Annotated in this window: 28 protein-coding genes; 14 read left to right on the top strand and 14 right to left on the bottom strand. The window is 72.6% G+C overall.

Going from position 1 to position 26,039, the window contains the following annotated elements; all coding sequences use genetic code 11:
- Window positions 1-238: 238 nt before the first annotated feature.
- Window positions 239-1,042, top strand: a complete 804-nt coding sequence (gene allR / locus IE94_RS0105180; protein WP_030178812.1) for an allantoin degradation transcriptional regulator AllR — start codon at window positions 239-241, stop codon at window positions 1,040-1,042.
- Window positions 1,043-1,063: 21 nt separating this feature from the next.
- Here the strand turns inward: allR and IE94_RS0105185 are convergent, their stop codons facing one another.
- The gene (locus IE94_RS0105185; RefSeq protein WP_063829703.1) at window positions 1,064-1,378 is read right to left on the bottom strand and encodes a DUF5955 family protein; all 315 of its coding nucleotides are present in this window, start codon (window positions 1,376-1,378) and stop codon (window positions 1,064-1,066) included.
- Between the two features lie 152 nt (window positions 1,379-1,530).
- Here IE94_RS0105185 and IE94_RS0105190 point away from each other — a divergent pair, with 152 nt between their 5' ends.
- Both IE94_RS0105190 and aceB read left to right on the top strand, forming a co-directional pair.
- Entirely contained in the window at window positions 1,531-2,154 is a 624-nt protein-coding gene (locus IE94_RS0105190) for a nucleotidyltransferase family protein (protein ID WP_030178816.1), read from the top strand.
- Between the two features lie 184 nt (window positions 2,155-2,338).
- Complete coding sequence (gene aceB, locus IE94_RS0105195) at window positions 2,339-3,961, top strand: malate synthase A (RefSeq protein WP_030178818.1); 1,623 nt, start codon at window positions 2,339-2,341, stop codon at window positions 3,959-3,961.
- Between the two features lie 71 nt (window positions 3,962-4,032).
- Here the strand turns inward: aceB and IE94_RS0105200 are convergent, their stop codons facing one another.
- Window positions 4,033-4,947: a HipA family kinase gene (locus IE94_RS0105200; protein WP_030178820.1), complete on the bottom strand. Its 915-nt coding sequence runs from the start codon at window positions 4,945-4,947 to the stop codon at window positions 4,033-4,035.
- 23 nt (window positions 4,948-4,970) lie between these two features.
- Entirely contained in the window at window positions 4,971-5,471 is a 501-nt protein-coding gene (locus IE94_RS0105205; RefSeq protein ID WP_063829704.1) for an ATP-binding protein, read from the bottom strand.
- A gap of 149 nt (window positions 5,472-5,620) precedes the next feature.
- Between IE94_RS0105205 and IE94_RS0105210 the strand changes: the two genes are divergently transcribed.
- Complete coding sequence (locus tag IE94_RS0105210) at window positions 5,621-6,463, top strand: helix-turn-helix domain-containing protein (protein WP_030178830.1); 843 nt, start codon at window positions 5,621-5,623, stop codon at window positions 6,461-6,463.
- On the top strand, window positions 6,460-6,696 hold the full coding sequence (locus tag IE94_RS0105215; protein ID WP_030178833.1) for a DUF397 domain-containing protein: 237 nt from the start codon (window positions 6,460-6,462) through the stop codon (window positions 6,694-6,696). The genes IE94_RS0105210 and IE94_RS0105215 overlap by 4 nt, the downstream gene beginning before the upstream one ends.
- Here the strand turns inward: IE94_RS0105215 and IE94_RS0105220 are convergent.
- Both IE94_RS0105220 and IE94_RS0105225 read right to left on the bottom strand, forming a co-directional pair.
- Window positions 6,683-7,297, bottom strand: coding sequence for a TOPRIM nucleotidyl transferase/hydrolase domain-containing protein (locus tag IE94_RS0105220; RefSeq protein ID WP_030178840.1), 615 nt, complete (start codon window positions 7,295-7,297; stop codon window positions 6,683-6,685). The two genes, IE94_RS0105215 and IE94_RS0105220, sit on opposite strands and share 14 nt — an antisense overlap.
- A 67-nt stretch (window positions 7,298-7,364) precedes the next feature.
- A complete protein-coding gene (locus IE94_RS0105225) occupies window positions 7,365-8,894 on the bottom strand; it encodes an IucA/IucC family protein (protein ID WP_030178842.1) in 1,530 nt (509 codons plus the stop codon).
- Window positions 8,895-9,081: 187 nt separating this feature from the next.
- Between IE94_RS0105225 and IE94_RS0105230 the strand changes: the two genes are divergently transcribed.
- The 3 genes from IE94_RS0105230 (at window position 9,082) to IE94_RS0105240 (ending at window position 12,762) form a co-directional block, all read left to right on the top strand.
- On the top strand, window positions 9,082-10,620 hold the full coding sequence (locus IE94_RS0105230; RefSeq protein WP_030178845.1) for an IucA/IucC family protein: 1,539 nt from the start codon (window positions 9,082-9,084) through the stop codon (window positions 10,618-10,620).
- 73 nt (window positions 10,621-10,693) lie between these two features.
- A complete protein-coding gene (locus tag IE94_RS0105235; protein WP_030178848.1) occupies window positions 10,694-11,956 on the top strand; it encodes a vWA domain-containing protein in 1,263 nt (420 codons plus the stop codon).
- Entirely contained in the window at window positions 11,956-12,762 is an 807-nt protein-coding gene (locus IE94_RS0105240; protein WP_030178850.1) for a hypothetical protein, read from the top strand. The genes IE94_RS0105235 and IE94_RS0105240 overlap by 1 nt, the downstream gene beginning before the upstream one ends.
- 42 nt (window positions 12,763-12,804) lie before the next feature.
- On the opposite strand, the gene IE94_RS0105245 is transcribed toward IE94_RS0105240, so the two are convergent.
- The gene (locus IE94_RS0105245; RefSeq protein WP_030178853.1) at window positions 12,805-13,464 is read right to left on the bottom strand and encodes a winged helix-turn-helix transcriptional regulator; all 660 of its coding nucleotides are present in this window, start codon (window positions 13,462-13,464) and stop codon (window positions 12,805-12,807) included.
- Between the two features lie 87 nt (window positions 13,465-13,551).
- Here IE94_RS0105245 and IE94_RS0105250 point away from each other — a divergent pair, with 87 nt between their 5' ends.
- From IE94_RS0105250 to IE94_RS0105265, 4 genes are all read left to right on the top strand, one after another.
- Window positions 13,552-14,760 carry a pyridoxal phosphate-dependent aminotransferase gene (locus IE94_RS0105250; RefSeq protein ID WP_030178855.1) on the top strand — a complete coding sequence of 403 codons (1,209 nt, stop codon included), beginning with the start codon at window positions 13,552-13,554 and terminating at the stop codon, window positions 14,758-14,760.
- Window positions 14,761-14,788: 28 nt separating this feature from the next.
- A complete protein-coding gene (locus IE94_RS0105255) occupies window positions 14,789-15,388 on the top strand; it encodes a histidine phosphatase family protein (protein ID WP_030178857.1) in 600 nt (199 codons plus the stop codon).
- A gap of 48 nt (window positions 15,389-15,436) precedes the next feature.
- Window positions 15,437-16,087: a hypothetical protein gene (locus IE94_RS0105260; RefSeq protein ID WP_030178867.1), complete on the top strand. Its 651-nt coding sequence runs from the start codon at window positions 15,437-15,439 to the stop codon at window positions 16,085-16,087.
- Window positions 16,088-16,165: 78 nt separating this feature from the next.
- A complete protein-coding gene (locus IE94_RS0105265) occupies window positions 16,166-16,588 on the top strand; it encodes an acyl-CoA thioesterase (RefSeq protein ID WP_030178870.1) in 423 nt (140 codons plus the stop codon).
- Between the two features lie 171 nt (window positions 16,589-16,759).
- On the opposite strand, the gene IE94_RS0105270 is transcribed toward IE94_RS0105265, so the two are convergent.
- The 8 genes from IE94_RS0105270 to IE94_RS0105305 form a co-directional block, all read right to left on the bottom strand.
- Entirely contained in the window at window positions 16,760-18,148 is a 1,389-nt protein-coding gene (locus IE94_RS0105270) for a nucleobase:cation symporter-2 family protein (RefSeq protein WP_030178873.1), read from the bottom strand.
- 241 nt (window positions 18,149-18,389) lie between these two features.
- Window positions 18,390-19,778: an 8-oxoguanine deaminase gene (locus IE94_RS0105275; protein ID WP_030178875.1), complete on the bottom strand. Its 1,389-nt coding sequence runs from the start codon at window positions 19,776-19,778 to the stop codon at window positions 18,390-18,392.
- A 72-nt stretch (window positions 19,779-19,850) separates the two neighbouring features.
- Entirely contained in the window at window positions 19,851-21,263 is a 1,413-nt protein-coding gene (locus tag IE94_RS0105280) for a nucleobase:cation symporter-2 family protein (protein WP_030178877.1), read from the bottom strand.
- Window positions 21,264-21,328: 65 nt separating this feature from the next.
- The gene (gene pucL / locus IE94_RS0105285) at window positions 21,329-22,264 is read right to left on the bottom strand and encodes a factor-independent urate hydroxylase (RefSeq protein ID WP_030178882.1); all 936 of its coding nucleotides are present in this window, start codon (window positions 22,262-22,264) and stop codon (window positions 21,329-21,331) included.
- A gap of 8 nt (window positions 22,265-22,272) precedes the next feature.
- Window positions 22,273-22,674, bottom strand: a complete 402-nt coding sequence (gene uraH / locus IE94_RS0105290; RefSeq protein ID WP_030178885.1) for a hydroxyisourate hydrolase — start codon at window positions 22,672-22,674, stop codon at window positions 22,273-22,275.
- Window positions 22,671-23,186 (bottom strand): 2-oxo-4-hydroxy-4-carboxy-5-ureidoimidazoline decarboxylase, encoded by a 516-nt coding sequence (gene uraD, locus IE94_RS0105295; RefSeq protein WP_030178888.1) that lies wholly within the window; start codon window positions 23,184-23,186, stop codon window positions 22,671-22,673. Before uraD ends, uraH begins: the two co-directional genes overlap by 4 nt.
- A 149-nt stretch (window positions 23,187-23,335) precedes the next feature.
- Complete coding sequence (locus IE94_RS0105300) at window positions 23,336-23,647, bottom strand: helix-turn-helix domain-containing protein (RefSeq protein ID WP_425337955.1); 312 nt, start codon at window positions 23,645-23,647, stop codon at window positions 23,336-23,338.
- 53 nt (window positions 23,648-23,700) lie between these two features.
- Complete coding sequence (locus IE94_RS0105305) at window positions 23,701-23,997, bottom strand: YkoF family thiamine-binding protein (protein ID WP_051777270.1); 297 nt, start codon at window positions 23,995-23,997, stop codon at window positions 23,701-23,703.
- A 141-nt stretch (window positions 23,998-24,138) separates the two neighbouring features.
- On the opposite strand from IE94_RS0105305, the gene IE94_RS0105310 reads away from it, so the two are divergent.
- Window positions 24,139-24,978, top strand: coding sequence for a TIM barrel protein (locus IE94_RS0105310; protein ID WP_030178896.1), 840 nt, complete (start codon window positions 24,139-24,141; stop codon window positions 24,976-24,978).
- Window positions 24,979-25,026: 48 nt separating this feature from the next.
- A complete protein-coding gene (locus IE94_RS0105315) occupies window positions 25,027-25,917 on the top strand; it encodes a 2-hydroxy-3-oxopropionate reductase (protein WP_030178899.1) in 891 nt (296 codons plus the stop codon).
- Window positions 25,918-26,039 lie beyond the last annotated feature (122 nt).

Here is a 26,039-nt window from a genome sequence, read left to right on the forward strand (position 1 = left end):
TTTCTGCCGCCGAGTTTTTCAACGTTCTGTTGAAGTCTCCTGCCGAAGGAGTCTTCATTCCCGCCTCCGTGCCGTCAAGAGGCACCCTTTGGACGGGCATGCCCACGGCTCAGCCCTGGACGTTTCCACAAAGCGGAATTAGAATTCCAGAAAGCAGAACGTAGCTACGTACAAGCCGGTAGTCAACCGGCCGCCGGGTACGCTTCTTTCCTCCCGCCCGCCCCGAAAGGAACGTGCCGTGCCGACGTCCAGCGCCAGCACCACCGACTCCGCCAGGTCCGCCACCGGCGGCGTCCAGTCCCTGGAGCGCGCCTTCGACCTGCTCGAACGGATGGCGGACGCGGGGGGCGAGGTCGGCCTGAGCGAACTCTCGGCGAGCAGCGGACTGCCGCTGCCGACCATCCACCGCCTGATGCGCACCCTCGTGGCCTGCGGATACGTCCGCCAGCAGCCCAACCGGCGCTATGCGCTCGGACCCCGCCTGATCCGCCTGGGCGAGTCCGCCTCCCGGCTGCTCGGCACCTGGGCGCGCCCGCACCTGGCCCGCCTGGTCGAGGAGACCGGCGAGACGGCGAACATGGCCCTGCTCGACGGGGACGAGATCGTGTACGTCGCCCAGGTGCCGTCCAAGCACTCGATGCGCATGTTCACCGAGGTCGGGCGGCGCGTCCTGCCGCACTCCACGGGCGTCGGCAAGGCCCTGCTCGCGAGCTTCCCGCCGGAGGAGGTGCGGGCCCTGCTGAGCCGTACCGGCATGCCGGCCGCGACCGACAAGACGATCACCACGCCGGACGGTTTCATCGCGGCCCTCAATGACGTGCGGCGCCAGGGCTACGCGATCGACGACAACGAGCAGGAGATCGGCGTCCGCTGCCTGGCCGTCCCGGTGCCGGACTCCCCCACCGCCGCCGCCATCTCGATCTCCGGGCCCGCGGGCCGCGTCACCGAGGCCGCGACCGACCGGATCGTGCCCCTGCTCCAGCAGGTGGCGGCGGAGCTGTCCCAGGCCCTGCTGGCCTCGAACGGCAACCCGGCGGCCTGAGCGGCCCCTCCCGGTACGGCCTCAGCGGCGCGGCGGTTCGCCGAACAGCTCCACGGCGTGACGGACCTCCGCCAGTCCGGGTCCGAGGGCGCTGACGGAGCCGATCGCGCCCGCTATCAGCAGCAGGGAGCGGCGCAGCCGCGGCACCTCGGGGACGCCGTGGCCCGCCATGGCGGCGAGGTCGGCCAGCTCGTCCTCCGCGATCGCGCGGTCCGGGAAATCGGCGGGCAGCAGGGCGAGTTGGCGGCGCAGCCGGGACACGGCGGTCCGCAGCGCCACCACCTTCACGTCCTCGTCGCCGACGGTCACGTGCCCCTGCCCCACGCTCCGCAACACAGCTCTCCCCCCTCGCGCCGTTGTGCGCGGGCCAGTAAACGCCACCCCGTGCCGGACGCGCCACCACGCGGACCGAAATTCAGTCTTGGGAAAGTCTCCGGAAACCCCGCGCACGCCGGAGCGTTTGGCGGCCGGTCAGGTATGCAGGGGGCATGACCGACAACGAGGCCCTGACGGAAGAGCAGGTGGGCGGCCGGGTGGCGGGGCTGCTGCTGGCCGCCGGGGGCGGCCGACGGCTGGGCGGCCGCCCCAAGGCACTGCTCGAACATCGTGGACATCCGCTCGTCGAACACGCGGTCGGAGCCCTGCGTGCGGCCGGCTGTGCGCGCGTGCACGTCGTCCTGGGGGCGCGCGCCGAGGACGTGCACGCGCGGGCGGCGCTCGACGGCTGCGTCCTCGTGGACAACCCCGACTGGGAGCGGGGCATGGGGTCCTCACTGCGGGCCGGGCTCGACTCGCTGGCGGGGACCGGGACGCGGGCCGCGCTGGTCTGCCTGGTGGACCAGCCCGGCATCGGCGCGCAGGCGCTGGCCCGGGTGCGCGCCGGATACCGGAACGAGACCTCGCTGGTCTCGGCGGCGTACGCGGGCGTGCGCGGGCATCCCGTGCTGCTCGGCGCCGCGCACTGGGCGGGGATCGCGGCGACCGCCACCGGGGACCGGGGTGCCCGCGCCTACTTGGGGGAACACGAGGCGGAGATCGCGCTCGTCGAGTGCGGGGACGTGGCGCGGCCGTACGACATCGACACCGAGGCGGACCTGGTCCACCTTGAGTGAGGGAGGTGGCACCGAGCGCCACCTTCCCTCGACCCGGAGAATCTCGACATCAACAAACCATTGAAGTTCCACGATGAGGAAACTACTATCCACTGACCAGAAGCACTCCGCTGCACGGCGAGTGCGTAATGCCCCCTACGCACCCTCTGGCACCCGGTGCCACCGCTGAAGGAAGTGACAGCTCATGTCCGCACCAGCGCCGTCCACGCTGGCCATCGTCGACGCCGAGCCCCTGCCCCGGCAGGAGGAGGTCCTCACCGATGCGGCGCTCGCCTTCGTGGCCGAGCTGCACCGGCGGTTCACGCCCCGGCGTGACGAGCTCCTCGCCCGCCGTGCGGAGCGCCGCGCCGAGATCGCCCGCACCTCCACGCTCGACTTCCTCCCGGAGACCGCCGCGATCCGCGCGGACGACTCCTGGAAGGTGGCCCCCGCCCCGGCCGCGCTGAACGACCGCCGCGTCGAGATCACCGGCCCCACCGACCGCAAGATGACCATCAACGCGCTCAACTCGGGTGCGAAGGTGTGGCTCGCGGACTTCGAGGACGCCTCCGCGCCGACCTGGGAGAACGTGGTCCTCGGCCAGCTGAACCTGACCTCGGCCTACACCCGCACCATCGACTTCACCGACGAGCGCACCGGCAAGTCCTACGCCCTGCGCCCGGACGCCGAGCTGGCCACGGTCGTCATGCGGCCGCGCGGCTGGCACCTCGACGAGCGCCACCTCCAGGTGGACGGCCGCCCGGTCCCCGGCGCCCTGGTCGACTTCGGCCTGTACTTCTTCCACAACGCGCAGCGCCTGCTGGACCTCGGCAAGGGCCCGTACTTCTACCTCCCGAAGACGGAGTCCCACCTGGAGGCCCGCCTGTGGAACGAGGTGTTCGTCTTCGCGCAGGACTACGTCGGCATCCCGCAGGGCACGGTCCGCGCCACCGTCCTGATCGAGACGATCACGGCCGCGTACGAGATGGAGGAGATCCTCTACGAACTGCGCGACCACGCCTCCGGGCTGAACGCCGGGCGCTGGGACTACCTGTTCTCCATCGTCAAGAACTTCCGTGACGGCGGCGCCAGGTTCGTCCTGCCGGACCGCAACGCGGTGACGATGACCGCCCCGTTCATGCGGGCGTACACCGAACTCCTCGTCCGCACCTGCCACAAGCGCGGCGCGCACGCCATCGGCGGCATGGCGGCCTTCATTCCCTCGCGCCGGGACGCCGAGGTCAACAAGGTCGCCTTCGAGAAGGTCCGCGCCGACAAGGACCGCGAGGCCGGCGACGGCTTCGACGGCTCCTGGGTCGCCCACCCCGACCTGGTCCCGATCGCCATGGAGTCCTTCGACAAGGTCCTCGGCGACAGGCCGAACCAGAAGGACCGCCTGCGCGAGGACGTCGACGTCAAGGCGGCCGACCTCATCGCCGTCGACTCCCTGGACGCCAGGCCGACGTACGCCGGTCTGGTCAACGCCGTCCAGGTCGGCATCCGTTACATCGAGGCGTGGCTGCGGGGCCTGGGCGCCGTCGCCATCTTCAACCTGATGGAGGACGCGGCCACCGCCGAGATCTCCCGCTCGCAGATCTGGCAGTGGATCAACGCGGAGGTCGTCCTCGACAACGGCGAGCAGGTCACCGCCGAACTGGCCCGCAAGGTCGCCGCCGAGGAGCTGGCGAACATCCGCGCCGAGATCGGCGACGAGGCCTTCGCGGCCGGCAACTGGCAGCAGGCCCACGACCTGCTGCTCACGGTCTCCCTCGACGAGGACTACGCCGACTTCCTGACGCTGCCGGCGTACGAGCAGCTGAAGGGCTGACGCCGCAGGCGTGCCAGTGACCCGTCCGCGCCCCCGGTGCCCCAGCACGGCACCGGGGGCGCGGACGCGTGTCAGCCCAGGTGCACGGACCAGTCCTGCTCCGCGGGCGGCTTGCCGTGCAGGTCGGGGACACGCTTGAGCCAGTCGGGCCGCCCCCGCCGGGTGCGCGCCGCGCGGGCGGCGTTCTCGGCGGCCAGTTCCTCGCGGCTCGGGAAGCCGGTGGGCAGCCACTGCCGGGAGGCGCGCACGCGCGCGTGCAGGTACTCCACGTAGGCGGCGCGCACCTTGTCCGGCGTGTCGAGGTCGCCCTCGCAGGTCAGCCAGGCCTCCGGCACCCGGCCCACCACCTCGCGCAGCAGCTCCCGCGTCACCTTCGGCGCCAGTTCGGCGTCGGCGGCCGGGAGGTCGGGCGCGCAGTGGCCGAGGGCGTGGTGGCGGAAGTCGTACGCCTTCTCGGGCGGGGAGGCGCCCCAGCGGTGGTGGAAGACGAGCGCCGCGCCGTGGTCGATCAGCCACAGGCGCGGGGGCGCGGTGCCGAGGGTGGGCCAGACCATGAGGTTGGAGCTGTGCACCGTCCGGTCGACGTTCACGGTGAGGGCGTCCAGCCAGACCACCCGCCCGGCCTCGCGCGCGTCCACCGGGAACACCTCGGCCAGCTCGGGCGTGAAGTCGGCGCCGCCCGACAGGTAGTCCATGCCGAGGTTGAGCCCCGCGCTGGCGTGCAGCAGGTCCCGCACCTCCTGATGCGGTTCGGCCTCCGCGATCGCCGGGTCGAAGTGCGCGAGCACCAGTTCCGGCACCCGCAGCCCCAGCTCCCGGGCCAGCTCCCCGACGACCACCTCGGCGACCAGCGCCTTGCGGCCCTGCGCGGAGCCGGTGAACTTCAGGACATAGGTGCCGAGATCGTCGGCCTCGACCACGGCGGGCACGGAGCCGCCGGAGCGCAGGGGCTCGACGTAGCGGGTGGCGGTGACTTCGGTGAGCATGCACCGAGCATATGGACGCGGGCTCACGATGGGTCCCTGGGCATGGCCGATCCGCTCGCGCCCGGGCCCGCGCGGCGCCGGGAGCCGATGGGCAGCAGGTCCAGTTCCGCGCGGACCGTCTTGCCGACGGGTACGCGGTCGAACACGCCCCACCGGTCCGCCAGCGCGTCCACGAGCAGCAGCCCGCGCCCGTGCTCGTGCTCGGCCCCCGGGGCCGCCGTGACCGTCGGGCGGCGCTCGCCCCGGCTGTCGGAGACGTCGATCCGCAGCGTGTACGCGTCCAGCCGCAGCAGCACCTCGATGTCCCGCCCCGGCACCCGCCCGTGCGTCACGGCGTTCGCCGCCAGCTCCGCGACGAGCAGCGCGGCCGTGTCGGACACCGCCGAGCCGTACAGCACGCCCCACGTGTCCAGGCGGTGCACGACGAGGTGCCGGGCCAGTCGCGCGCCGCGCGGGGTGGAGCTGAACCGCTGGACGAACACACGCGCGGTGACGGGGAGCCGGGGGGCGGGGGCTGGTCTCATGCCGCCCATCCCACCTGCGGTGACGCCCTCGCACCAGATCGGCGACCGGTACGCACGGTGAGCGTACGGGTGCGGACGGTAGACAGTAGGAGTAACCGTCCGTGAGCATGGGCCCGTTGAGTGGGCGTGACGGGTGGGAGGTGTCCCGGATGACGGACGGTACGGGCGGCGCGGGTGAACCGGAGGCTTCGGACAGCCTCAAGGCGTTCGGCGAGGTCGTCAAGGCCTTCCGCAAACGGGCGGGGCTGACCCAGGAGGAGTTCGCGCCACGGGTGCGGTACTCGGTGCCGACGGTGGCATCCATCGAGCAGGGGCGGCGGTTCCCGCCGGTGGACTTCGTGGAGCGCGCGGAGGAAGTCCTCGACGCGTTCGGCGCGCTGCGGGGCGCGGCACGGCATCTGTCGCGGCAACCGGGGCTGGCGAGCTGGTTCCGCCAGTGGGCGCGGTTCGAGGCGGAGGCGGTGAGTCTGTACACGTATGAATGCCGGGTGGTGCCGGGGTTGTTGCAGACGGAGGGGTACGCGCGGGCGGTGTCGTTCAGCGTGCCGCCGCTGCCCGCCGAGAAGGAGATGAACGACCGGATCACGGCCCGCATGGCCCGGCACCAACTCCTGGCGACGAGCCGGAACCCGCCGACGGCGTTCAGCTTCATCGTCGAGCAGGCGGTCCTGGAGCGCGGCACGGGCGGCGAGGAGGTGACGCGGAAGCTCTACGACCACCTGCTGGGCGTGGTCGAGCGGCACTGGAACGTGGAGTTGCAACTGATGCCGCTGCGGCAGCCGGTGCACGCGGGGCTGGACGGCCCGATGCAATTGGCGGAGACGCCGGACAACCAGTGGTTCGGTTACTCGGAGGGGCAGAAAAACGGGCGGCTGATCACCGATCGTAAAGAGATCAGCGTGCTCCATCAGCGCTATGCCAAGATGCGTTCACAGGCCCTGACCCCCGAGGACTCCGTGGGCCTGTTGAAGCGAATGCGAGGAGCGCTATGAACACGTCCGACCTGGCCTGGTTCAAGAGCAGTTACAGCGGCTCCGAGGGCGACAGCTGCGTCGAAGTGGCGATGACGTGGCACAAGTCCAGCTACAGCAGCGGCGGCGACGGCGACTGCGTCGAGGTGGCGGCCTGCCCCGACACGGTCCACGTCCGTGACTCGAAGGTGCCGCAGGGAGACCGGCTCGCCGTGTCGCCCGGGGCCTGGGCCCGCTTCCTCACAGACCTGTGAGGAGTCCCGCGAGCGGGGCCGGTGGCCGACCACCGTCGAGGGCCCGCACCAGCAGGCTGCCGTAACGGATCTTGCGGCCCTTCTTCGTGCTGAGGAAGCGGCGCAGTTGCTGTTGCCGGGGGCGGCCGTGCTGGGCGGGCTGGCCGAGGAAGGTCTGCCAGGGGCGCAGTTCGCCCTCGGACCGTATGACCTCCTCGACCCGCGCCGGGCCCAGCGCGCGGATCATCTCGTCCTCCAGGTCGGCCACGCACACGTGGAAGTCGCGCGGGGCGCCCGCCCGTTGCCAGCCCCGGTCGTAGAAGGGCTCATCGCGGGCGTCGCAGAGCCCGGTCAGGCGCAGGCCGAGGCCGGGCGGGCCGAGCAGACCGGCGTAGCGGCCGACGCTCATCGCGCCGCCCATGGACACCACGGCCACGCCTTCGGCGGTCAGGTCGCGGACCTCGCGGGCCGCCAGGGCCTCGACGGCGGCGAGGTCGCTGGGGCCCTCCAGCAGCACCGCCGTCCGCAGGCCGAGGTCCGCCGCCAGCTGTGCCGCCGTATCTCCGGCGCCGCCCGCCGCCCAGCGCGCGATCTCGTCCCGGAACGCGTCCATGTCCGCCATGCAGCGAGTGTGCACCCCGCGGGGCCGGTGCGGCACGGGATTTCCGGGCGTCGCGGAGGTCCGCCGCTCAGGCCCCGCGCAGCGGGTTGGGCAGCGGCCGGTAGCGGGCGTCGGCGCCGTCCGCGCCGGTCCAGCGCAGCAGGAGGTTGGTCTTGGCGGGGAGGCTGGGGGCGGTGAGCAGGGCCGGGATCTCGGGGAGGTCGTGGCGGGCCAGGGCGCGGCGGACGGCGGGCCAGGGGTCGACGGCGGGGTGGTGCTCGGTGAGGGCGGCGGCGATCTCGTACAGGTGGTTGACGACCAGGCAGTAGACCAGGCGCTCCCAGCCGGCCGCCCGGGGGGTGTCCGGCAGCAGCTTGACGCCCTCCGCGTCCCGGAACAGGGCCTGCACCGGCATGCCGGTCGCGTCCACGGCGATCAGGGTGTTCTGCAGGTGTGCCTCCAGGACGACGCCGTCGTCGGCGAAGGCGGTCAGCACGGGCGGGACGACGGCGGCGAGGTACGCCTCCCACCAGGCGGCCGGGTCCGCGGCGGCCGGGAGCGGGCTGCCGGGGAAGCCCTCCACGAGCGCGGCGGCCAGCAGCGGGGTCGCGCCGGGCAGGAGGTGGTCCCGCAGGCCGTCGCGGACGACGACGGCCAGTTCCTCGAAGGCGAAGTCCGCGGTGCGGTGGCCGCGGTCGCCGAGCCAGGCGGCGGGCGGCCCGAGGGAGGCGAAGGCCTCGGTGACCGCCGTGTCGGTGCGGCGCAGTTGCATCAGGTCGTGGCGCCACAGGCGGCGGATGTCGTTGGTGACCCGCACGTCGAGGCTAAACTTCAGGAACAGGTCCCGTCCGGGCAGGTACTCGGGCGCGTACACCGTGCGGATCGCGGCCGTCGGCCAGGCGAAGAAGCCGGTCGTGCCCACCCGGACCAGCCGGCCGTCGGCGAAGGCGGGGGCGAGGGCCGGTGCCGTGAGCTCCAGTTGCCAGGGGTGGGCGGGCAGCAGGCGGTAGCCGGGCGGGGCCTTGCCGAGGGAGTCCAGGGCGGCGGTGTCGCCCTCGTCGACGACGGTGTCCTCGCGCGCGGCGAGCAGTGTCAGCGGGAAGCGGGCGTGCGCCTCGGGCGCGTACGGCAGCCACCCGGCGTGCGGGCCACCGCCCCGTGCCTTGGGGGCGGGATGGTGGGTGTGGCCGGTGACCAGGGCCTGCTCGGAGCGGAGGTAGGGGTCGGCGGGCGGGGTGGCACGCGCGCGGGCCGTCAGCAGCGCGGCCACCGCGTCGCGGCTGTCGGTCATCTCGGTGGGCAGCTCGTGATTGCCGACACCGGTGTGCCGGCGCAGTGCCTCGGCGACGAGCTTCACCAGCTCAGCGTGGTCGACGCGGTGCCAGCCGTCCGCCGTGCGCACCTCGGGTTCGGCGGGCCGGCGGCCCCGGCGCACCCGCAGCAGCCTGCCGCCGGGCAGCCGGTACACGGGCCGGACGCCGGGGCCCGGCAGGGGTTCGGCCACCTCGCGCAGCAGGCAGTTCAGCAGCGGTACGGCCGCGTGGGCGTCGGCGCGGCGCGCCACGTCGTCCCGGGAGTCGGCGCCGGTGGGCGGGGGCAGGAGATCCACGCGTTCCACTCGTTCCCTACGGTCGGTCCATGGCGGAGAGGACGGAGACGATCAGTATGTCTCTCGTCATGACCCTCTTCGGCCCTCCGCCGTGACGCCGTACCCGTACCCCTACCCGTATCCGTATCCGTATCCGTATCCGTATCCGTACCTGTGCCCGTCTCCGTTCCCGTGTCCGTTCCCGAGGAGCCAGCCCGTGCATCGTCCCCCCAGCGCAGCGGCCGCGGTCGCCGACGAGGTGGCGGCCGTCCGTCCCGATCTGGCCGCCCGCTTCCTTGCCGAGGGGCCGGGGGCCCGCGCCGCCGTGCTGTCCCGGCTGTGGCGTGCCCTCGCCTTCGAACCGCTGCCGTGGATCGAGGGCCGGGAGCGGTCCGGGGACGGACTCGTGCTGCGGCTGCGGGACGGCCGCCGGCTGACCGGACCGGCCGCCGACCCGTACCGCACGGACGCGTACGTCCCGGTCGTCCGGCTGGACGAGGTGGCGTACGACGACCCGGAGCGGCTGATGACCGACCTCGCCGTACCGCACTCCTCCGGCTTCGCCGCCGAACTCGGGCACAGCGCCGCGTCCCTGGCCCTGTCGCGCGCGACGCAGCCCCGGGCGGCGCGGGACGGGGCGCCGGAGGATCACCCGGACGAGTGGCCGGACAGCGACTGGGGCTGGGAACGGCGGGTGGTGGACGGGCACCCGTACCACCCGGGCTGCCGTGCGCGGCCGGGGTTCTCGGTGGCGGAGCAGCTGGCGTACGGACCCGAGCACGGGCCGGTGGTGGAGCTGGGGCTCATGCCGGTCCCGGCGGCACAGTGCCTGGTGGCGGGGGTGTGGCCGCGGGAGCTGCGGGACGGGGCGCGGGTGCTGATCCCGGTGCACCCGTGGCAGGCCGCGCACGTGCTGGGGCGGTCGTACGCGGCCGGGCCCGCCGCGCGTCCGCTGATGTCCCTGCGGACCCTCGCCGTGCCCGGCGCCCTGTCCGGCCCGACGCACGTGAAGACCGCGCTGAGTGCCCGGCTGACGTCCTCGGTGCGGGACATCTCGGTCGCCTCGATCGCCGCGTCGGCGGACCTGTCGTCGTTCGGGGAGCGGCTGGCGGCGCGCCTGGACGGCCTGCTGCACGTGACCCGCACGCCGGGCGCGGCCACCGCCCACTCCCCCGACCTGGCCGCCGTACTGCGCGAGTCGCCCCGGGTGTACGCCTCGTCCGGCGAGCACGTCGTCCCGGTGGCGGCGCTGGCGGCCACCGGGCTGCCGCGCTCCCCCGCCTGGCTCGCGGCCTTCGCACGGCTCGCGCTCACCGTCGGGCTGCGTGCTCTGGAGCTGGGCGTGGCGCTGGAGGCCCACGGCCAGAACCTGCTGGTCGTGCTGTCCGCCGCGGGCGACCCGGTGCGCCTGGTCTACCGCGACCTGGCCGACATCCGCGTCTCCCCGGCCCGGCTGTCCCGGCACGGGATCGCGGCCGACGGGGTGCCCGCCCGGGTCCTGACCGACGAACCGCTCGCGCTGCGCCGCAAGTTGTTCGGGTCGCTGGTGGGGGGCGCGCTGGCCGCGACGGCCGGTTCGGGCCCGGCGCTGCGCGAGGCGCTGGAGGCGGCGGTGCCCGAAGTGCCCCGCACCGAGGACACCGTGGCCCTGTGCGCGCGGCCACTGCCGGTGAAGGCCCTGACGGCGATGCGGACTTCGCCGGGGAGCACCGGCGATCTGTGGACGGAGCTGCCCAATCCCCTGCGGTGGAGGTGAAGTCGGGGCGACGGCGCGGCATCGGCGCGGTCTCGTTTTGGAGCGCGGCACCACTGATCAATAGGATCCGCCGATGATCACAAGAACACGGCTGGCGGCGGGTGCCTGTGCCCTGCTCGCCGCGCTGGCGGCCGGGATGGCGTTCCCGGCCGGGGCGAGCGCCGGTGAACCCACGGGCGAGGACGCGCCGAAGGTCGACCTCGTGCTCGACGTCAGCGGTTCGATGCGGACGCGGGACATCGACGGCGGCACGCGCATGGCGGCGGCGAAGCAGGCGTTCAACGAGGTGCTCGACGCGACGCCGGAAGAGGTGCGGCTGGGCATCCGGACGCTCGGCGCCGACTACCCGGGCGACGACCGCAAGACCGGCTGCAAGGACACCGCGCAGCTCTACCCGGTCGGCCCGCTGGACCGCACCGAGGCCAAGACGGCGGTGGCGACCCTGTCGCCGACCGGGTGGACGCCGATCGGCCCCGCGCTGCTCAAGGCGGCCGGCGACCTCGACGGTGGCGACGGCTCCAAGCGGATCGTGCTGATCAGCGACGGCGAGGACACCTGCGCCCCGCTGGACCCGTGCGAGGTGGCCCGGGAGATCGCCGCCAAGGGCATCGGGCTGACCATCGACACGCTGGGCCTGGTCCCGAACACCAAGATGCGGCAGCAGCTCAGCTGCATCGCCGAGGCCACCGGCGGCACGTACACCTCGGTCGAGCACACCGAGGAACTGACCGACAAGGTCAACCAGTTGGTGGACCGGGCGGCCGACCCGGTGGTGACCCCGGTGGCCACCGAGGGCGCGGACGCGTGCGCGAAGGCGCCCGCGCTGAAGTCCGGGCTGTACACCGACCGCGAGGAGTTCGGACAGCAGCGCTGGTACCGGGTGGACGTGGAGCCGGGTCAGGAGCTGCGCGCCTCTGTGAGCGTCGGCGCCGACCGGGCCGTGAATCCGTCCTACGGGGTGCTGCTGCGGGCGGTGACCGTGCACGGCCGGGAGATCGTGCGCGGCGAGGCGGCGGGCAACGGCCGTACCGACGTGCTCTCGACGGGTCTGCGGTACCCCAAGGCGGAGAGCGACGACGACGCGGCGGCCGAGGCCGTGTGTCTCCAGGTCACCAACTCCTTCTCCGTCGCCTCCGGTGTGAAGACCACGCCGGGGCTGCCGCTGGAGCTGACCGTCGACGTCGTGGACGGTCCGGGCGACTCCGACGACGTGGCCGCCTTCGGCCTGGGGCGCGGCTGGTGGCTGCTCGGCCTGCTGGTGCTGGTCGGCTTCCTCGCCGGTCTGCTGTGGGGCTGGCTCTCGCGCTGGCGGTTCGCGATCTGGAGGACCAACTGATGCGATTCACCCGAGCGTTGAGCGCGGCCGTGGTGCTGCTCGGCCTCGCCGCGGCTCCCGCGGCGGCCGACTCCTCGCCCTCCGCGAGCCCGTCGCGGGACGGTGACGCGCCGACCACGGCGGGCACGTCCTTCCGTACGGCGGCCGAGTTCGAGCAGGGGCAGGTGGCCACGGCGAGCGGTGCCGCGGGCGACTACCTGTACTGGTCCTTCCCGGCCGACGCCGGGCAGCGGCCCACCGTGAAGGCCACGGTGAAGCTGCCCGAGACGCACGCCGCGCAGACCTGGCGCGTCGACGTGTACGACGGCCTGCGCCGCCGCCAGGCCTGCCAGTGGGGCGCCCAGGCCCGTACCGCGGGCGCGGGGGTCTCCTCCGTCGAGCTGGCCTGCGTACTGCGCACCGTGCGCGCCTGGACCGAGCCGTGGGCCAACGACCCGCTGCCGGGCACCTATTACGTCCGGCTGACGGCGGTGGACGTGCCGACCTCCGACCTCGGCGTCCCCGTTTCCGCCGAGGTGCGGGCGGAGTCCAAGGACATCGGCGGGGCCGCGGCGGTGGACGGTTCGCTGGCCGAGCCGCTGGTGCCGGGCATCGCGGTGACGTCCGGCGCCGACGAGGGCGACGAGCGGGACCGGGGCGCCGTGCTGTCCGCCATCGAGCCGGAGGACGGCTGGTCCTCGGGCTGGTGGTCGGACCGCTGGGTGTGGAGCGGGATCGGGGCCGTACTGGCCGCGCTCGCGGGCATCGGCGGCTACGCGCTGACCCGTGGTTCGGGACGGCCGTCCCGGGTGCCGCCCGGCGCCTGACCCCTCCTCGGAAGGCCCGCCCCGGGCGGGCCTTCTGCCGTTTCACCCCTCCCGCAGCGCCTTGGCCGCCGCGCCGTCACCGGTCACCTCGACGCGGCCGGCGCGCACCGCCTCCCGCAGGCCGATCTCGCCGCGCCCGAGGGCCACGCACGTCGCGGCGTCCAGCACGAGCCGGGCGTCGGGCTCCCCGGGCGCGGCCCCCTCGCCGTACACCGGCCCCTGCGCCGTGCCCTCCTCCGGCGCGGAGGCGTACAGGTGGAAGTCTCCCTCCTCCAGCCGGACTTCGACCAGGCCCTCGCCCGCCCCGGCCTCGCGCAGGGCGCGCAGCAGGGGCAGCGCGAACCAGTGCGCGCGTACGGCGTCCGTGGGCCGCCGCTCCCCCAACTCCTCGGCGCCCCAGGCTCCGAGGGCCTCCAGGACCGGCAGCAGGCCGCGTCCCCGCGCGGTGAGTTCGTAGACGTACGCGGCGCCGGGCGGGGGCAGCCGGCGCCTGGTGGCCAGGCCCTCGCGCTCCATGTCCTTGAGTCGGGAGGCGAGTACGTCCGTGCTGACGCCGGGCAGGTCGGCGTGCAGGTCGGTGTAGCGCCGCGGACCGGCGAGCAGTTCCCGGACGATCAGCAGGGTCCAGCGGTCGCCGACGGCGTCGAGCGCGCGGGCGGCGGAACAGTACTGGTCGTAGCTACGGCGAGGACGTGGTGACATGCGACGCAGTGTAGACAAGTTGTTGGACTTTCCAAGCTGCTACTTGGTAAAACCAAGCAACACCAGATTCCGGAGGGGAAGCCGCGCATGGAGTTCCGGCAGTCGAACAAGCTCAGCGAGGTCTGTTACGAGATCCGCGGTCCGGTCATCGAGCACGCCAACGCGCTGGAGGAGGCGGGCCACAGTGTCCTGCGCCTCAACACCGGCAACCCGGCCCTCTTCGGCTTCGAGGCGCCGGAGGAGATCGTCCAGGACATGATCCGCATGCTCCCGCAGGCGCACGGCTACACGGACTCGCGCGGCATCCTCTCCGCCCGCCGGGCCGTCGCCCAGCGCTACCAGGCGCTCGGCCTGGAGGTGGACGTGGACGACGTCTTCCTGGGCAACGGCGTCTCGGAGCTGATCTCCATGGCCGTACAGGCCCTGCTGGAGGACGGCGACGAGGTGCTGATCCCCGCCCCCGACTACCCGCTCTGGACGGCGGTGACCACCCTCGCGGGCGGCAGGGCGGTGCACTACCTCTGCGACGAGCAGGCGGAGTGGTACCCGGACCTGGCCGACATGGAGTCGAAGATCACCGACCGCACCAAGGCGGTCGTCATCATCAACCCCAACAACCCCACCGGCGCCGTCTACCCCAAGGAGATCGTCGAGGGCATCCTCGACCACGCCCGCCGGCACGGCCTGATGGTCTTCGCCGACGAGGTCTACGACCAGATCCTGTACGACGACGCCGTGCACCACTCGGCCGCCTCCCTCGCCCCCGACCTGGTGGTGCTGACCTTCTGCGGCCTGTCCAAGACGTACCGGGTGGCGGGCTTCCGCTCCGGCTGGCTGGTGGTGACCGGGCCGAAGCAGCACGCGAAGGACTACCTGGAGGGCCTGACCATGCTGGCCTCCATGCGCCTGTGCGCCAACGCGCCCGCCCAGTACGCCATCCAGGCCGCGCTCGGCGGCCGCCAGTCCATCCGCGAGCTGACGGCCCCGGGCGGCCGGCTGCACGAACAGCGGGACGTGGCCTGGGAGAGGCTGAACGAGATCCCCGGTGTCTCCTGCGTCAAGCCCAAGGGGGCGCTGTACGCCTTCCCGCGCATCGATCCGGCCGTCCACAGGATCCACGACGACGAGAGGTTCGTCCTGGACCTGCTGCTGCGGGAGAAGATCCAGGTCGTCCAGGGCACCGGCTTCAACTGGCCGAGCCCGGACCACTTCCGCATCCTGACGCTGCCCCGCGCGGAGGACCTGGAGGCCGCGATCGGGCGCATCGGACGGTTCCTGAGCGGCTACCGACAGTAACGCCGCCCCCCGCCGTAGCCTTGGGGCCATGGGTGATCTTTTTCTGGTCCGGCACGGCGAGACCGAGTGGTCGCGGTCCGGACGGCACACCGGGCTGACGGACGTCCCGCTGACCGAGACGGGGCGGGAGCAGGCACGGAGCCTGGTGCCGTTGATCCGGTCGCACCGGATCGGGGCCGCCTTCGTCAGCCCCTTCCAGCGGGCCCGCGAGACGGCCGAGCTGATCGGGCTGCACGACGTGCGCATCGAGCCGGACCTGCACGAGTGGGACTACGGCGGCTACGAGGGGATCACGACCGTCGAGATCCACCGGAGCCGGCCGGACTGGTTCCTGTTCACCGACGGGGTCGCGCCCGGACCGCCGGAGCACCCCGGGGAGACGCCGGAGCAGGTGGGCGAGCGGGCCGACCGGGTGCTGGCCGAGACGGAGGCCGCGTTCGCCAACACCGAGGGGTGCGTGGTGCTGGTGGCCCACGGGCACTTCCTGCGGGTGCTGACCGCCCGGCACCTGGGCCTCCCGGCCTCGCACGGGGCGCTGTTCCAGCTGGGCACGGGCACGCTGTGCCGGCTGGGCACGGAGCACGGGCGGCCGGTGATCGCCGCCTGGAATGTCAGACCCGCGCCGTAACCTTCGAAGAGGTCGCCGCAGAGCGCCGGGAGCGGAAGGAGGGACGCCGTGGCACTGTCGCCCACCGTCGCGCAGCGGCGCGTCATCAAGGCCGCCGATCCCGTCACCGGGCGGCTGAGGGGGCCGCGGACCCAGCTCGCGGCGCTGGTGAAGCGGGGGCTCGCCTTCCGCCATCCGCGCCCTCCGCACGACCACTTCCTCACCCCGGCCGGGCACCGGATACGGGAGGCGGCCGACGGACCGGACGCGGTGGCGGTGCCGTCCCAGGCGCCCGCCGCCCCGGACGCCGGGGGTGTGTTCGCCGCGCGGGTCGGCGGGGAGGACGCCGCCCCGGGCGGGACGGGGCCCGCGCGGCTGCGGGAGGTGCGCGGCGCCTGGCAGGGGTTGCTGGAGCTGCGCCGGATGACGCATCCCGACGGGAGCACGGACCGGCCGTGCGCGTGGGAGCGGTCGCATCTCGTGCGGGCCGCCGCGCTCGCCCTGGAGGCGGCCGGGCACCGCCCGGCCGGGCCCGACGGCGACGACGGGTACCGGGTGCGGGCCACGCCCCAGCCGGAGGCCGTCGCCGTGCACGAGCCGGACGGCACCGCGCTGCGGGCCTGCGCGGCGACGCTGGAGCGGGCCGGGTGGCAGGTCGGGGAGTACACCGAGCCGCGCACACGGGCCCGTTATCTGCTGGCCTCCCCTCGGAAGGTGTGACGCCGCCATGCCAAGATCGACCGGTCCGTACGTGCGCACACCCGCACGTCCACACGTTCACGACGAGAGGCAGCAGCGGTGAGCGAGCCGTTTTCGGTACCGGTGACCGTCCGCGGGTACGAGACCGACACCCAGGGCCACCTGAACCAGTCGGTGTACCTGAACTACGCGGAGCACGCCCGCTGGTCGATGCTCCAGGAGGCCGGGATCCGGCAGGCGGACCTGGTCTCCCGCCGGGTGGGGCCGGTGGCCCTGGAGACGACCATCCGGTTCCGGCGGGAGCTCCTCGCCGGGGACGAGGTCACGGTGAGCTGCGCGTTCGAGTGGGGCGAGGGCAAGACCTTCCGGATCCGGCAGGTCATCACCAAGGCGGACGGCACGGTCGCCGCCGAGGTCGAGGCCGTCAGCGGGCTGATGGACCTGAGCGAGCGCAGGCTGGTGCCGGATCCGCGGCAGCGCTTCAAGGAACTGGCGGCGCGGCCGGAGGTGTTCGGGCTGTAGCCCCCGTGCCGCCGCGGTGGCCGGTGCGGACCATCGGGCCGTCGCGCCTGCCGCGCCCCGGTTCGGCGAACCGGAGCGGGCACGCGTGCGCGTTCACCGCGTGGGTCACCGTGGGACCCACGCGGTGGGCAGAGGAGCCGATCCCCGGCCGGGGCGCGGAGGACGCCCCTGCTACGGCATCGCCGCGGCCCGGGACGACTCGGTGATCTCGTTCCCCGCCTCCATCGGGTGGGTGACGTCCTCGGCGTCCCGTTCCCGGCCGCCGATGTGGTTGAAGACCAGGTTGAGCAGGACCGCGGCCACGCAGCCGGTCGAGATGCCCGAGTCCAGGATGATCCGCGCGTTCTCCGGGAACGAGTGGTAGAACTCCGGCGCCGCGATCGGGACGATGCCGACGGCCAGGGAGACCGCCACGATCAGGACGTTGTTGTCCTTGTCCAGGCTCGCCCGGACCAGGGTCTGAATGCCGCTGGCGGCGACCGAGCCGAAGAGGACCACGCCGGCACCGCCGAGGACCGGGCGCGGGACGACCGCGATGAGCGAGGCGGCCATCGGACACAGGCCCATCAGGACCAGGAAGCCGCCGCCGGCCGCGACGACGTAGCGGCTGCGGATCTTCGTCATCGCGACCAGGCCGATGTTCTGGGCGAAGGCGCTGCACATGAAGCCGTTGAAGACGGGGCTGAGGGCCGAGCCGAGCGTGTCGGCGCGCAGTCCGGCCGCGATGGTCTTCTCGTCGGCCGGGCGGTCCACGATCTCGCCGAGGGCGAGCATGTCGGCCGTGGACTCGGTCATCGAGACCACCATCACCACGCACATGGAGACGATCGCGGCGATCTGGAACTGCGGGGCGCCGAAGTGGAACGGCGTCGGGAAGCCGACGACGTCGGCGTCCGCGATCGGACCGAAGTCCGTGACGCCGAACGGGATGGCGACCAGGGTGCCCGCGATCAGGCCGAGCAGCACGGCGATCTGCTTGACGAAGCCGCGGGTGAAGCGGCGTAGGAGCAGCACGATGAGCAGGGTGATCCCGGCCAGGCCGAGGTTGGTCGCCGAGCCGAAGTCGTCCGCCGTGGGGCTGGGGCCCTGGGCCCAGCCGAAGGCCACGGGCAGCAGGGATATGCCGATCAGGGTGATGACCGTGCCGGTGACGACCGGCGGGAAGAAGCGGATCGCCTTGCAGAAGACGGGCGCGGCGAGGAAACCGAGGAGACCGGCCACGATGACCGCGCCGAAGATGATCGGCAGCGCGTCGGACTTGTCGTCGGTGGAGGCGACCACCGCGGTCATCGGGGCGACACCGGCGAAGGTGACGCCGTTGACGAAGGGCAGCCGGGCGCCGATCTTCCAGATGCCGAGGGTCTGCAGGAAGGTGGCGAGGCCCGCGGTGAACAGGCAGGCGCCGGTGAGGAAGGTCAGCTCGGTGGCGCTCAGGCCGATGGCCGCGCCGACGATCAGGGGCGGGGCGACGACCCCGGCGTACATGGCGGCCACGTGTTGCAGGCCGGTCGTCGCCATCTTCAGTGGCGGGAGTTTCTCGTCAACAGGGTGGTCGGCCACGGCGGCGTTCCTCCGGTCGGTTGCACGTCGGCTCTGACGTGGGTGTCAGGGAGGTGGGACTGGTGCTGGTCGTGCGGGACCCGGACGGGCCGTTCGGGGAAACGGGAGACCTCTCCGGGGCGTGCGCGCAGGGGCGCACGCCCCGGAGTCGGTCACCGCGGACCACGTTTCGGGTCCACGGTTACCGGCCGGGAGCCGTCCCTCCCGGCCGGAGATCAAGTGGTGTTCTGCTGTACGGGGTTCAGCCCTGCGCGGCGGTCCGCGCCAGGCGCCGTGCCTCGTGGCGGGTGGAGCGGGCGACGGCGTCCTCGTCGACCGTGAGCAGCCGGCCGTCCTCGACGATCTGCCGGCCGTTCACGAACGAGGCGGTCACCGGGGCGGGGGCGCCGAGGACCAGGGCGGTCACCGGGTCGGCGATCGAGGAGTGGGCGAGGGTGTCCATGCGCCACAGCACCAGGTCGGCGAGCTTGCCCGCCTCCAGGGAGCCGGTCTCGGCGGACCGGCCGAGGACCCGGGCGCCGCCGTGGGTGCCCAGGCGCAGCGCCTCGCGGGCGTCCAGCGCGGCCTCGCGGTGGGGGCCGAGGCGGTTGATCAGCAGGGCGCCCCTCAGTTCGGTGTGCAGTTCGCCGGACTCGTTGGAGGCGGTGCCGTCGACGCCGAGGCCGACCGGGACGCCGGCCGCGAGCAGGTCGGGGATACGGGCGATGCCCGCGGCCAGGCGGGCGTTGGAGGACGGGCAGTGGGCGACGCCGGTACCGGTGCGGGCGAAGGCGGCGATGTCGGAGTCGTTCATGTGGACGCAGTGCGCCATCCACACGTCCTCGCCGAGCCAGCCGGTGGACTCGAAGTAGTCGGTGGGGCCCATGCCGAACAGCTCGTGGCAGAACTTCTCCTCCTCCACGGTCTCCGAGCCGTGGGTGTGCAGCCGCACGCCGAGCCGGCGGGCCAACCCGGCTCCCTGGCGCATCAGTTCGGTGGAGACGGAGAAGGGCGAGCAGGGGGCGACGGCGACCTGGGTCATCGCGTCGAAGGAGGAGTCGTGGTGCTCCCTGACGGTGGCCTCGGTGGCGGCGAGGGCGTCGTCCAGGCTCTCCACCGCGAAGTCGGGCGGCAGCCCGCCGTCGGACTCCCCGCGGTCCATGGAGCCGCGGGCGAGGGTGAGGCGGACGCCCGTCTCGCGGGCGGCGCGGATGATCGCGCCGGACAGGTCGCCGGCGCCCCGCGGGTGGATGTAGTGGTGGTCGGCGGCGGTGGTGACGCCGCCTCGGGCCATCATCGCGAGGGAGCCCTGGGCCGCGGCGTACACCATCGGCTCGTCGATCCGCGCCCAGGTCGGGTACAGCGCGACCAGCCAGTCGAACAGGTTGTGATCGGTGGCCAGGCCCCGGGTGAGCCACTGGTAGAAGTGGTGGTGGGTGTTGATCAGGCCGGGGGTGGCCAGGTGTCCGGTCGCGTCGATCCGGCGTACGACGTCGGCCAGGTCCTCGGGTGCCCCGCCCGCGCCGACGGACTCGATCAGGTTGCCGGCGAGCACGAGGTGACCGCGGGCGTACTCGGTGCCGACCGCGTCCACGGTGGCGATCGCACAGTTCTCGATGACGGTGCGTCCGTCGGCCGATGATGCTGCCATGCTGCTTCCTTGCCTTTCGGTGGGGCCCGTGGGCGGGGAGTCGGGTACCCACGGGGAGGGCACGGCAGGACCCTAGGAGGATTTGAGTGCCGGGACCGTGCTGCGGCTCCGGGTGCCGAGATGGTGGAAGAACAGGTTGAGGGCGACCGCGACGATCGCTCCGGCGCTGATGCCGGAGCCCAGCACGGTCTGTGCCCAGGCGGGGAACTCGGCGTAGAAGGTGGGCGCCGCCAGCGGGATGATGCCCGCACCGAGCGCCACGGCGACCAAAATGATGTTGGAGCTGTCGTCGAGTCCGGCCTCGGAGAGCGTACGGATGCCGCTGACGGCGATCGAGCCGAAGAGCACGATGCCCGCGCCGCCCAGGACCGGCATCGGGACCAGGGAGACGACCGCGCCGAGGACCGGGAAGGCGCCGAGGACGAGCAGGGTGGCGCCGGCGACGGCGACGACGTAGCGGCTGCGCACCCGGGTGAGGGAGACGACGCCGACGTTCTGCGCGAAGGCGGAGGTGGGGAAGCCGCCGAAGACGGGGCCGACCAGGGTGGCGAGGCCGTCGGTGCGCAGGCCCCGGGTGATGACCTTGGCGTCGGCGCGGCGGTCGCAGATCTCGCCGAGGGCGAGCATGCCGGCGCTGGACTCGGTCATCAGGACCAGCATCACGATGCACAGCGACAGGATGGCCGCGGGCTGGAACTCGGGGGCGCCGAAGGCGAAGGGGGTGGGCAGCGCGGCCAGGGGCGCGGAGTCGAGGGCGCTGAAGTCGGCCATGCCGAAGGGGATGGCGGCCAGGGTGCCGATCACCAGGCCGAAGAGCAGCGCCACTTGCTTGACGAAGCCCTTGCCGAAGCGCTGGATGACGAGGATGACGGCGAGGGTGAACGCGGCGAGCGCGAGGTTGCGCATCGAGCCGAAGTCGGCGGCGGTCTTGTCGCCGCCCTGGGCCCAGCCGACCGGGACCGGCATCAGCGTGACGCCGATGAGGGTGATGACGACCCCCGTGACCAGGGGCGGGAAGAAGCGGAGCAGTCTGCCGAAGAACGGGCCGACGGCGAGGCAGAAGACACCGGCGACCATCACCGCGCCGTAGACGGCGGGGAGTTGGCTGCCTTTCGCGTTGGTCTCGACGATGGCGAGGATGGGCGCGATGCCGGCCGAGGAGGCGGCGTTGACGAAGGGCAGGCGGTTGCCGACGAAGCTCTTGACGCCGAGGGTCTGGAGCAGGGTGGCGACGCCCGCGATGAGCAGCGAGGCGGCGATCAGCCGGGTGCGGCCCTCGATGTCGAGCCCGCAGGCCTGGCCGATGATGAGCGGAGGAGTGACGACGCCCGCGTACATGGCGGCGATGTGCTGGAGCGCGACGGGGACGAGCCGCGAGGGGTGGAGCTTCTCGTCTACCGGGTGCACGGACGTGACGGCGTCCTCGGTGTGCACCGGCGGGGTGGTGCCAGGGCCGGTGGCGGGCCCTTTCGCAGGCAGTGCCATGGTGTTTCCTCCGGTGTGGCGCGCCACCGGCCCCGGGGGGCGGGGCCGGTGGCGGGCCTCCCGCGTCAGAGGTTGGTCATGTCGACCGGGATGAGTTGCTCGGCGCCGTCGCGCAGGATGGTGGCCTCGATCAGGCCGTAGGGGCGGTCGGCGGCGTAGTACACGGCGCCGTCCTTGGCCTCGTTGTCGATCCCGAAGGGCGACAGGTCCGAGCGGAAGTGGTGCTTGTTGGGCATCGAGAAGCGGATCTCGTCCACCTCGTCGCGGGAGTTGAGCACCCGCACGCCCATCTCGAAGAGGGTCTGCTGGAGCGAGTAGGAGTAGGTCTCGGCGAAGGCCTGGAGCGCGTGCTTGCGCACCCCGCCGTAGGAGCGGTCCCAGTCGGGGGCGTGCGAGTCGACGCCGTCCCAGTTGTGCCGCCACCAGGTGGAGACGGTGGTGGCGAGGATGCGGTCGTGGTCCTCCGGGAGGGTCGTGTACTTGTCCTTCAGGAAGCCGAAGAACTCGGAGTTGGTCGAGTTCAGGACGGTCAGGTCCTTGAAGCCGGAGAGCACCTGGATGCCGTGGCCGTCGTAGGTGATCTGCGCGACGCGGGTCTCCTGGCCGGTGCGGACGAAGGAGTGGGCGATCTCGTCCGCGCCGACGAAGCGGGCGCCGCCCTTCGACGTCTCGATCCGCTCCCAGCCGTACTCCTCGATGCGGATGCGGGCCCGGTGGATCGGCTCGTTGTTGTCCACGAAGTGGCGGGCGAGCTTGACGCCGAGGTCCTCGGCGCTCTCGATGCCGTGCTCCTTGGCGAAGGCGAACACCGTGTTCTTGGTGGTGTCGGTCGGCAGGACGTTGGCGTTGGAACCGCTGCGGTGGACCTCCTCCATGTCGCCGGACAGGGCGACGGAGACGTTCAGGTCCTTGATGTGGTGCGTGTCGCCGTCACGCGTGATCTTGACGACGCGGTTCTCTGCCTTGCCGTACTGGTTCTGTCCCAGGACGAAACGGGTCATGGTGTCGGTCAGCTCCCTCGGTAAACGGAGTAGCCGAACGGGTTGAGCAGCAGCGGAACGTGGTAGTGCTCGCCGGGCACCACCGCGAAGGTGATGGTGACCTCGGGGAAGAACACGGGCCGGCCGTTCTCGCTGTCCCGGAGCGCGGGGGCGTCCTGCTGGGCCGCGGCTTGTTTCTTGGCGAAGTACGTCTCGGTCTCGAAGTCGAGCCGTACGTGGGTGGTGCCCTCCGGCAGGGCCGGGAGGTCCTTGCACCGGCCGTCGGCGTCGGTCGCGGAGCCGCCGAGCGCCTGCCAGTCCGCGTCCGCCCCGGAGCGGGCGGCGAGGTGGACGGCGACGCCCTCGGCGGGGCGGCCGACGCTGGTGTCCAGGATGTGCGTGGACACGGAGGCGGTGGTGCTGGTGCTCATGGTCGGGCGTCCTGTTCGACGAGTCGGGTCAGGCGGATGCGGTTGATCTTCCCCAGTTCGGTGCGGACGATCTCCCGTTCCCGCTCGGGCGAGTTCCCGATCCGCTCCAGAGCCGCATCGCGCATCTGCTCGCCGGTCCGGCCGGTGGCGCAGATGAGGAAGACGTGGCCGAACTTCTCCTGGTAGGCCAGGTTCAGTTCGAGCATCTCCGCCTTGAGTCCCTCGGCGGCGCCGGCCATGCCCGCCTGTTCGCGGGAGGAGGTCGCATCGCCCGGCTTGGGACGGCCGATCGGCGGGTGTCCGGCCATCGCCTCGGCGAGGTCCTCGGCGCTCAGCTCGGCCATGGCGGCGTCGCTGGCGGCGTACAGGTCCTCGGCGGTGGCGAAGGGGCGGGCGGCGAGCAGGTGCCGGGCCCACGCCGTGGAGGCGCACGCCTCGTGGAGTTCGGCGCGTGCCGAGGACTCCTCGAGGGTGTTGAAACGGGCCAGGCCCGACGCGGAAGTGGACGTCACGGGAGCCTCCGTGGCCTTGTGCTGAGCGGGCGTGCCGATAGCTAACGCCCTCGGAAACAAGCCGTCAACACTTTGTTGAAAATTCGGGGTCCAAAAAGCCGCCGCCCGGTTACCGGACGGCGGCTGGGGTTGGGCGTAAACCGTGCAGGTCAGGTGCCCTTCTCGCGGTTGAGGTAGTTGTACACGGTGAAGCGGCTGACGCCGAGGGCGCTCGCGACGGTCTCCACGCCGTGCCGTACGGCGAAGGCGCCGCGCGCCTCCAGGGCCCGTACGACCTCCTGCTTGGCCCGCCGCTCCAGGTCGGCCAGCGGCCTGCCCTGCCGGCGCTCCATGGCGGCCAGGATGTGGTCCAGGGAGTCGGCGAGCTGGGGCAGGCGTACGGCGACGACGTCGGCGCCCTCCCAGGCGAGCACGACGTCCTCCGGACCGGCCTCGTCCGGCGGCAGCATCTCGCCGCCCATGGCGTCCACCAGCGGCTTGACGGCCGCGACGAACGGCTCCTCGGCCGGGCGGGTCACCGGCCGCCCTCCCTTGCGGGGTCTTCCCCTTCAGGGCCTTCCCCCTCGGGGCCTTCCCCGACCACGTTGACCTGGAGCGAGATACGGGTGGCGCCGGCCTCCAGGGAGCGGCGCAGCAGCGCGTCCACGGCGGTGAGCACCCGGTCGGCGCCACCCTCGGCGGTGTTGCCGAACGGGCCGACGTCGACCGCGTCCAGCTCGGCGCCCTCGACGACCTCCCGGGCCACCACCGCGTGGGCGGGCGCCTCGTCCAGGTCGAAGGGTTCGGTCGTGAACTCCACTCTCAATCGCACGCGGTCAACCTAACGCGGGGCGACCGCATTGCGCCGCCCCCTCTTGACAAGGGCCGAGCTCCCCCGGCAATCTTCCATTAAGCAGAAATGAACTTCCGTAATGCGGAACATCGATCGAAACGGAAGGGAGCGCGGCACCCGATGGGCTTCGCAGATCAGCGCTTCAACGTCAACCTGTCTATCCTCTTCACGGAACTCCCGCTCCTGGAGCGTCCCGCGGCCGCCGCCGCGGCCGGCTTCACCGCGGTCGAGCTGTGGTGGCCCTGGATCGACTCGCCCACCCCCGAGCAGTCCGAGCTAGACGCCCTGAAGGCGGCGATCGACGACGCGGGCGTCCAGCTCACCGGGCTCAACTTCTACGCCGGACAGCTGCCCGGACCCGACCGGGGCGCGCTGTCGGTCCCCGGCGAGGAGTCGGACCGCTTCCGCGCCAACATCGACGTGGCCGCCGACTTCGCGAAGTCGCTCGGCTGCACGGCCCTCAACGCCCTCTACGGCAACCGCGTCGAGGGCGTGGACCCGGCCGAGCAGGACCGGCTCGCGCTGGAGAACCTGGTCCTGGCGGCCCGCGCAGCCGACCGGATCGGCGCCGTCCTGCTGATCGAGGCGCTCAACGAGCCCGAGTCCCCGCGGTATCCGCTGGTGTCGGCACCGGCCGCGATCGCGGTCGTGGACAAGGTCAACGAGGCCACCGGGCTCGGCAACGCCAAGTTCCTCATGGACCTCTACCACCTGTCCATGAACGGGGAGGACCTGGCGCAGGTGATCGACGCCCACGCCGCGAGGACCGGCCATGTGCAGATCGCCGACAACCCGGGCCGCGGCGCCCCCGGTACGGGCTCGCTCCCGCTGGAGGACCTGCTCGACCGCCTGGCCAAGGCCGGGTACGACGGCTGGGTCGGTCTGGAGTACAAGCCCGGCGACGCCCCCAGCGCCCAGTCCTTCTCCTGGCTGCCGGCCGGGGCCCGCGCGGCCCGCTGAGCGCCACCCCGCAGGAATTCTCCACAGATTGTCAGAGAGGTCCCCATCATGAGCACGCTCCCCAAGGTCGCCTGGGTCGGTCTCGGCATCATGGGCTCCCCCATGTCCGAGAACCTGATCAAGGCGGGTTACCAGGTCACCGGCTTCACCCTGGAGCAGGAGAAGCTGGACCGGCTGTCCGCCGCCGGCGGCACCACGGCCGGCTCGATCGCCGAGGCCGTGCGCGAGGCCGACGTGATCGTGACCATGGTGCCCGCGTCGCCGCAGGTCGAGGCCATCGCCTACGGCCCCGACGGCATCCTGGAGAACGCGAGGTCCGGCGCGCTGCTGATCGACATGTCCTCGATCACCCCGCAGACCTCCGTGGATCTCGCCAAGGCGGCGAAGGACAAGGGCGTCCGCGTCCTGGACGCCCCCGTCTCCGGCGGCGAGGCCGGCGCGATCGAGGCCGTGCTGTCCATCATGGTCGGCGGCGAGCAGGCCGACTTCGACGAGGCCAAGCCGCTGCTCGAGGCGCTCGGCAAGACCATCGTGCTGTGCGGCCCGCACGGCTCGGGCCAGACCGTGAAGGCCGCCAACCAGCTGATCGTCGCCGTGAACATCCAGGCGTGCGCCGAGGCCGTGGTCTTCCTGGAGAAGTCCGGCGTGGACCTGAAGGCCGCCCTGGACGTCCTCAACGGCGGTCTGGCCGGCTCGACCGTGCTGACGCGGAAGAAGGACAACTTCCTCGCCCGCGACTTCAGGCCGGGCTTCCGCATCGACCTGCACCACAAGGACATGGGCATCGTCACCGACGCCGCCCGCAACGTCGGTGCCGCCCTGCCGGTCGGCGCCGTGGTCGCCCAGCTGGTCGCCTCCCTGCGCGCCCAGGGCGACGGCGGCCTGGACCACTCGGCCCTGCTGCGGGCCGTGGAGCGCCTCTCCGGCGCCCAGGTCTGACCCACCGCCCCCCATGCCTCCGGGCGGCGCCGCCGCTGACACCTGTCCTGTCGCGCCCGAGCGTCGGCGCCGCCCGGAACCCACTTCAACAAACTGTTGACGTGCCACGGTCCCAAATCTAG

Source organism: Streptomyces violaceorubidus (genome assembly GCF_000717995.1).
Classification (GTDB): Bacteria; Actinomycetota; Actinomycetes; order Streptomycetales; family Streptomycetaceae; genus Streptomyces; species Streptomyces violaceorubidus.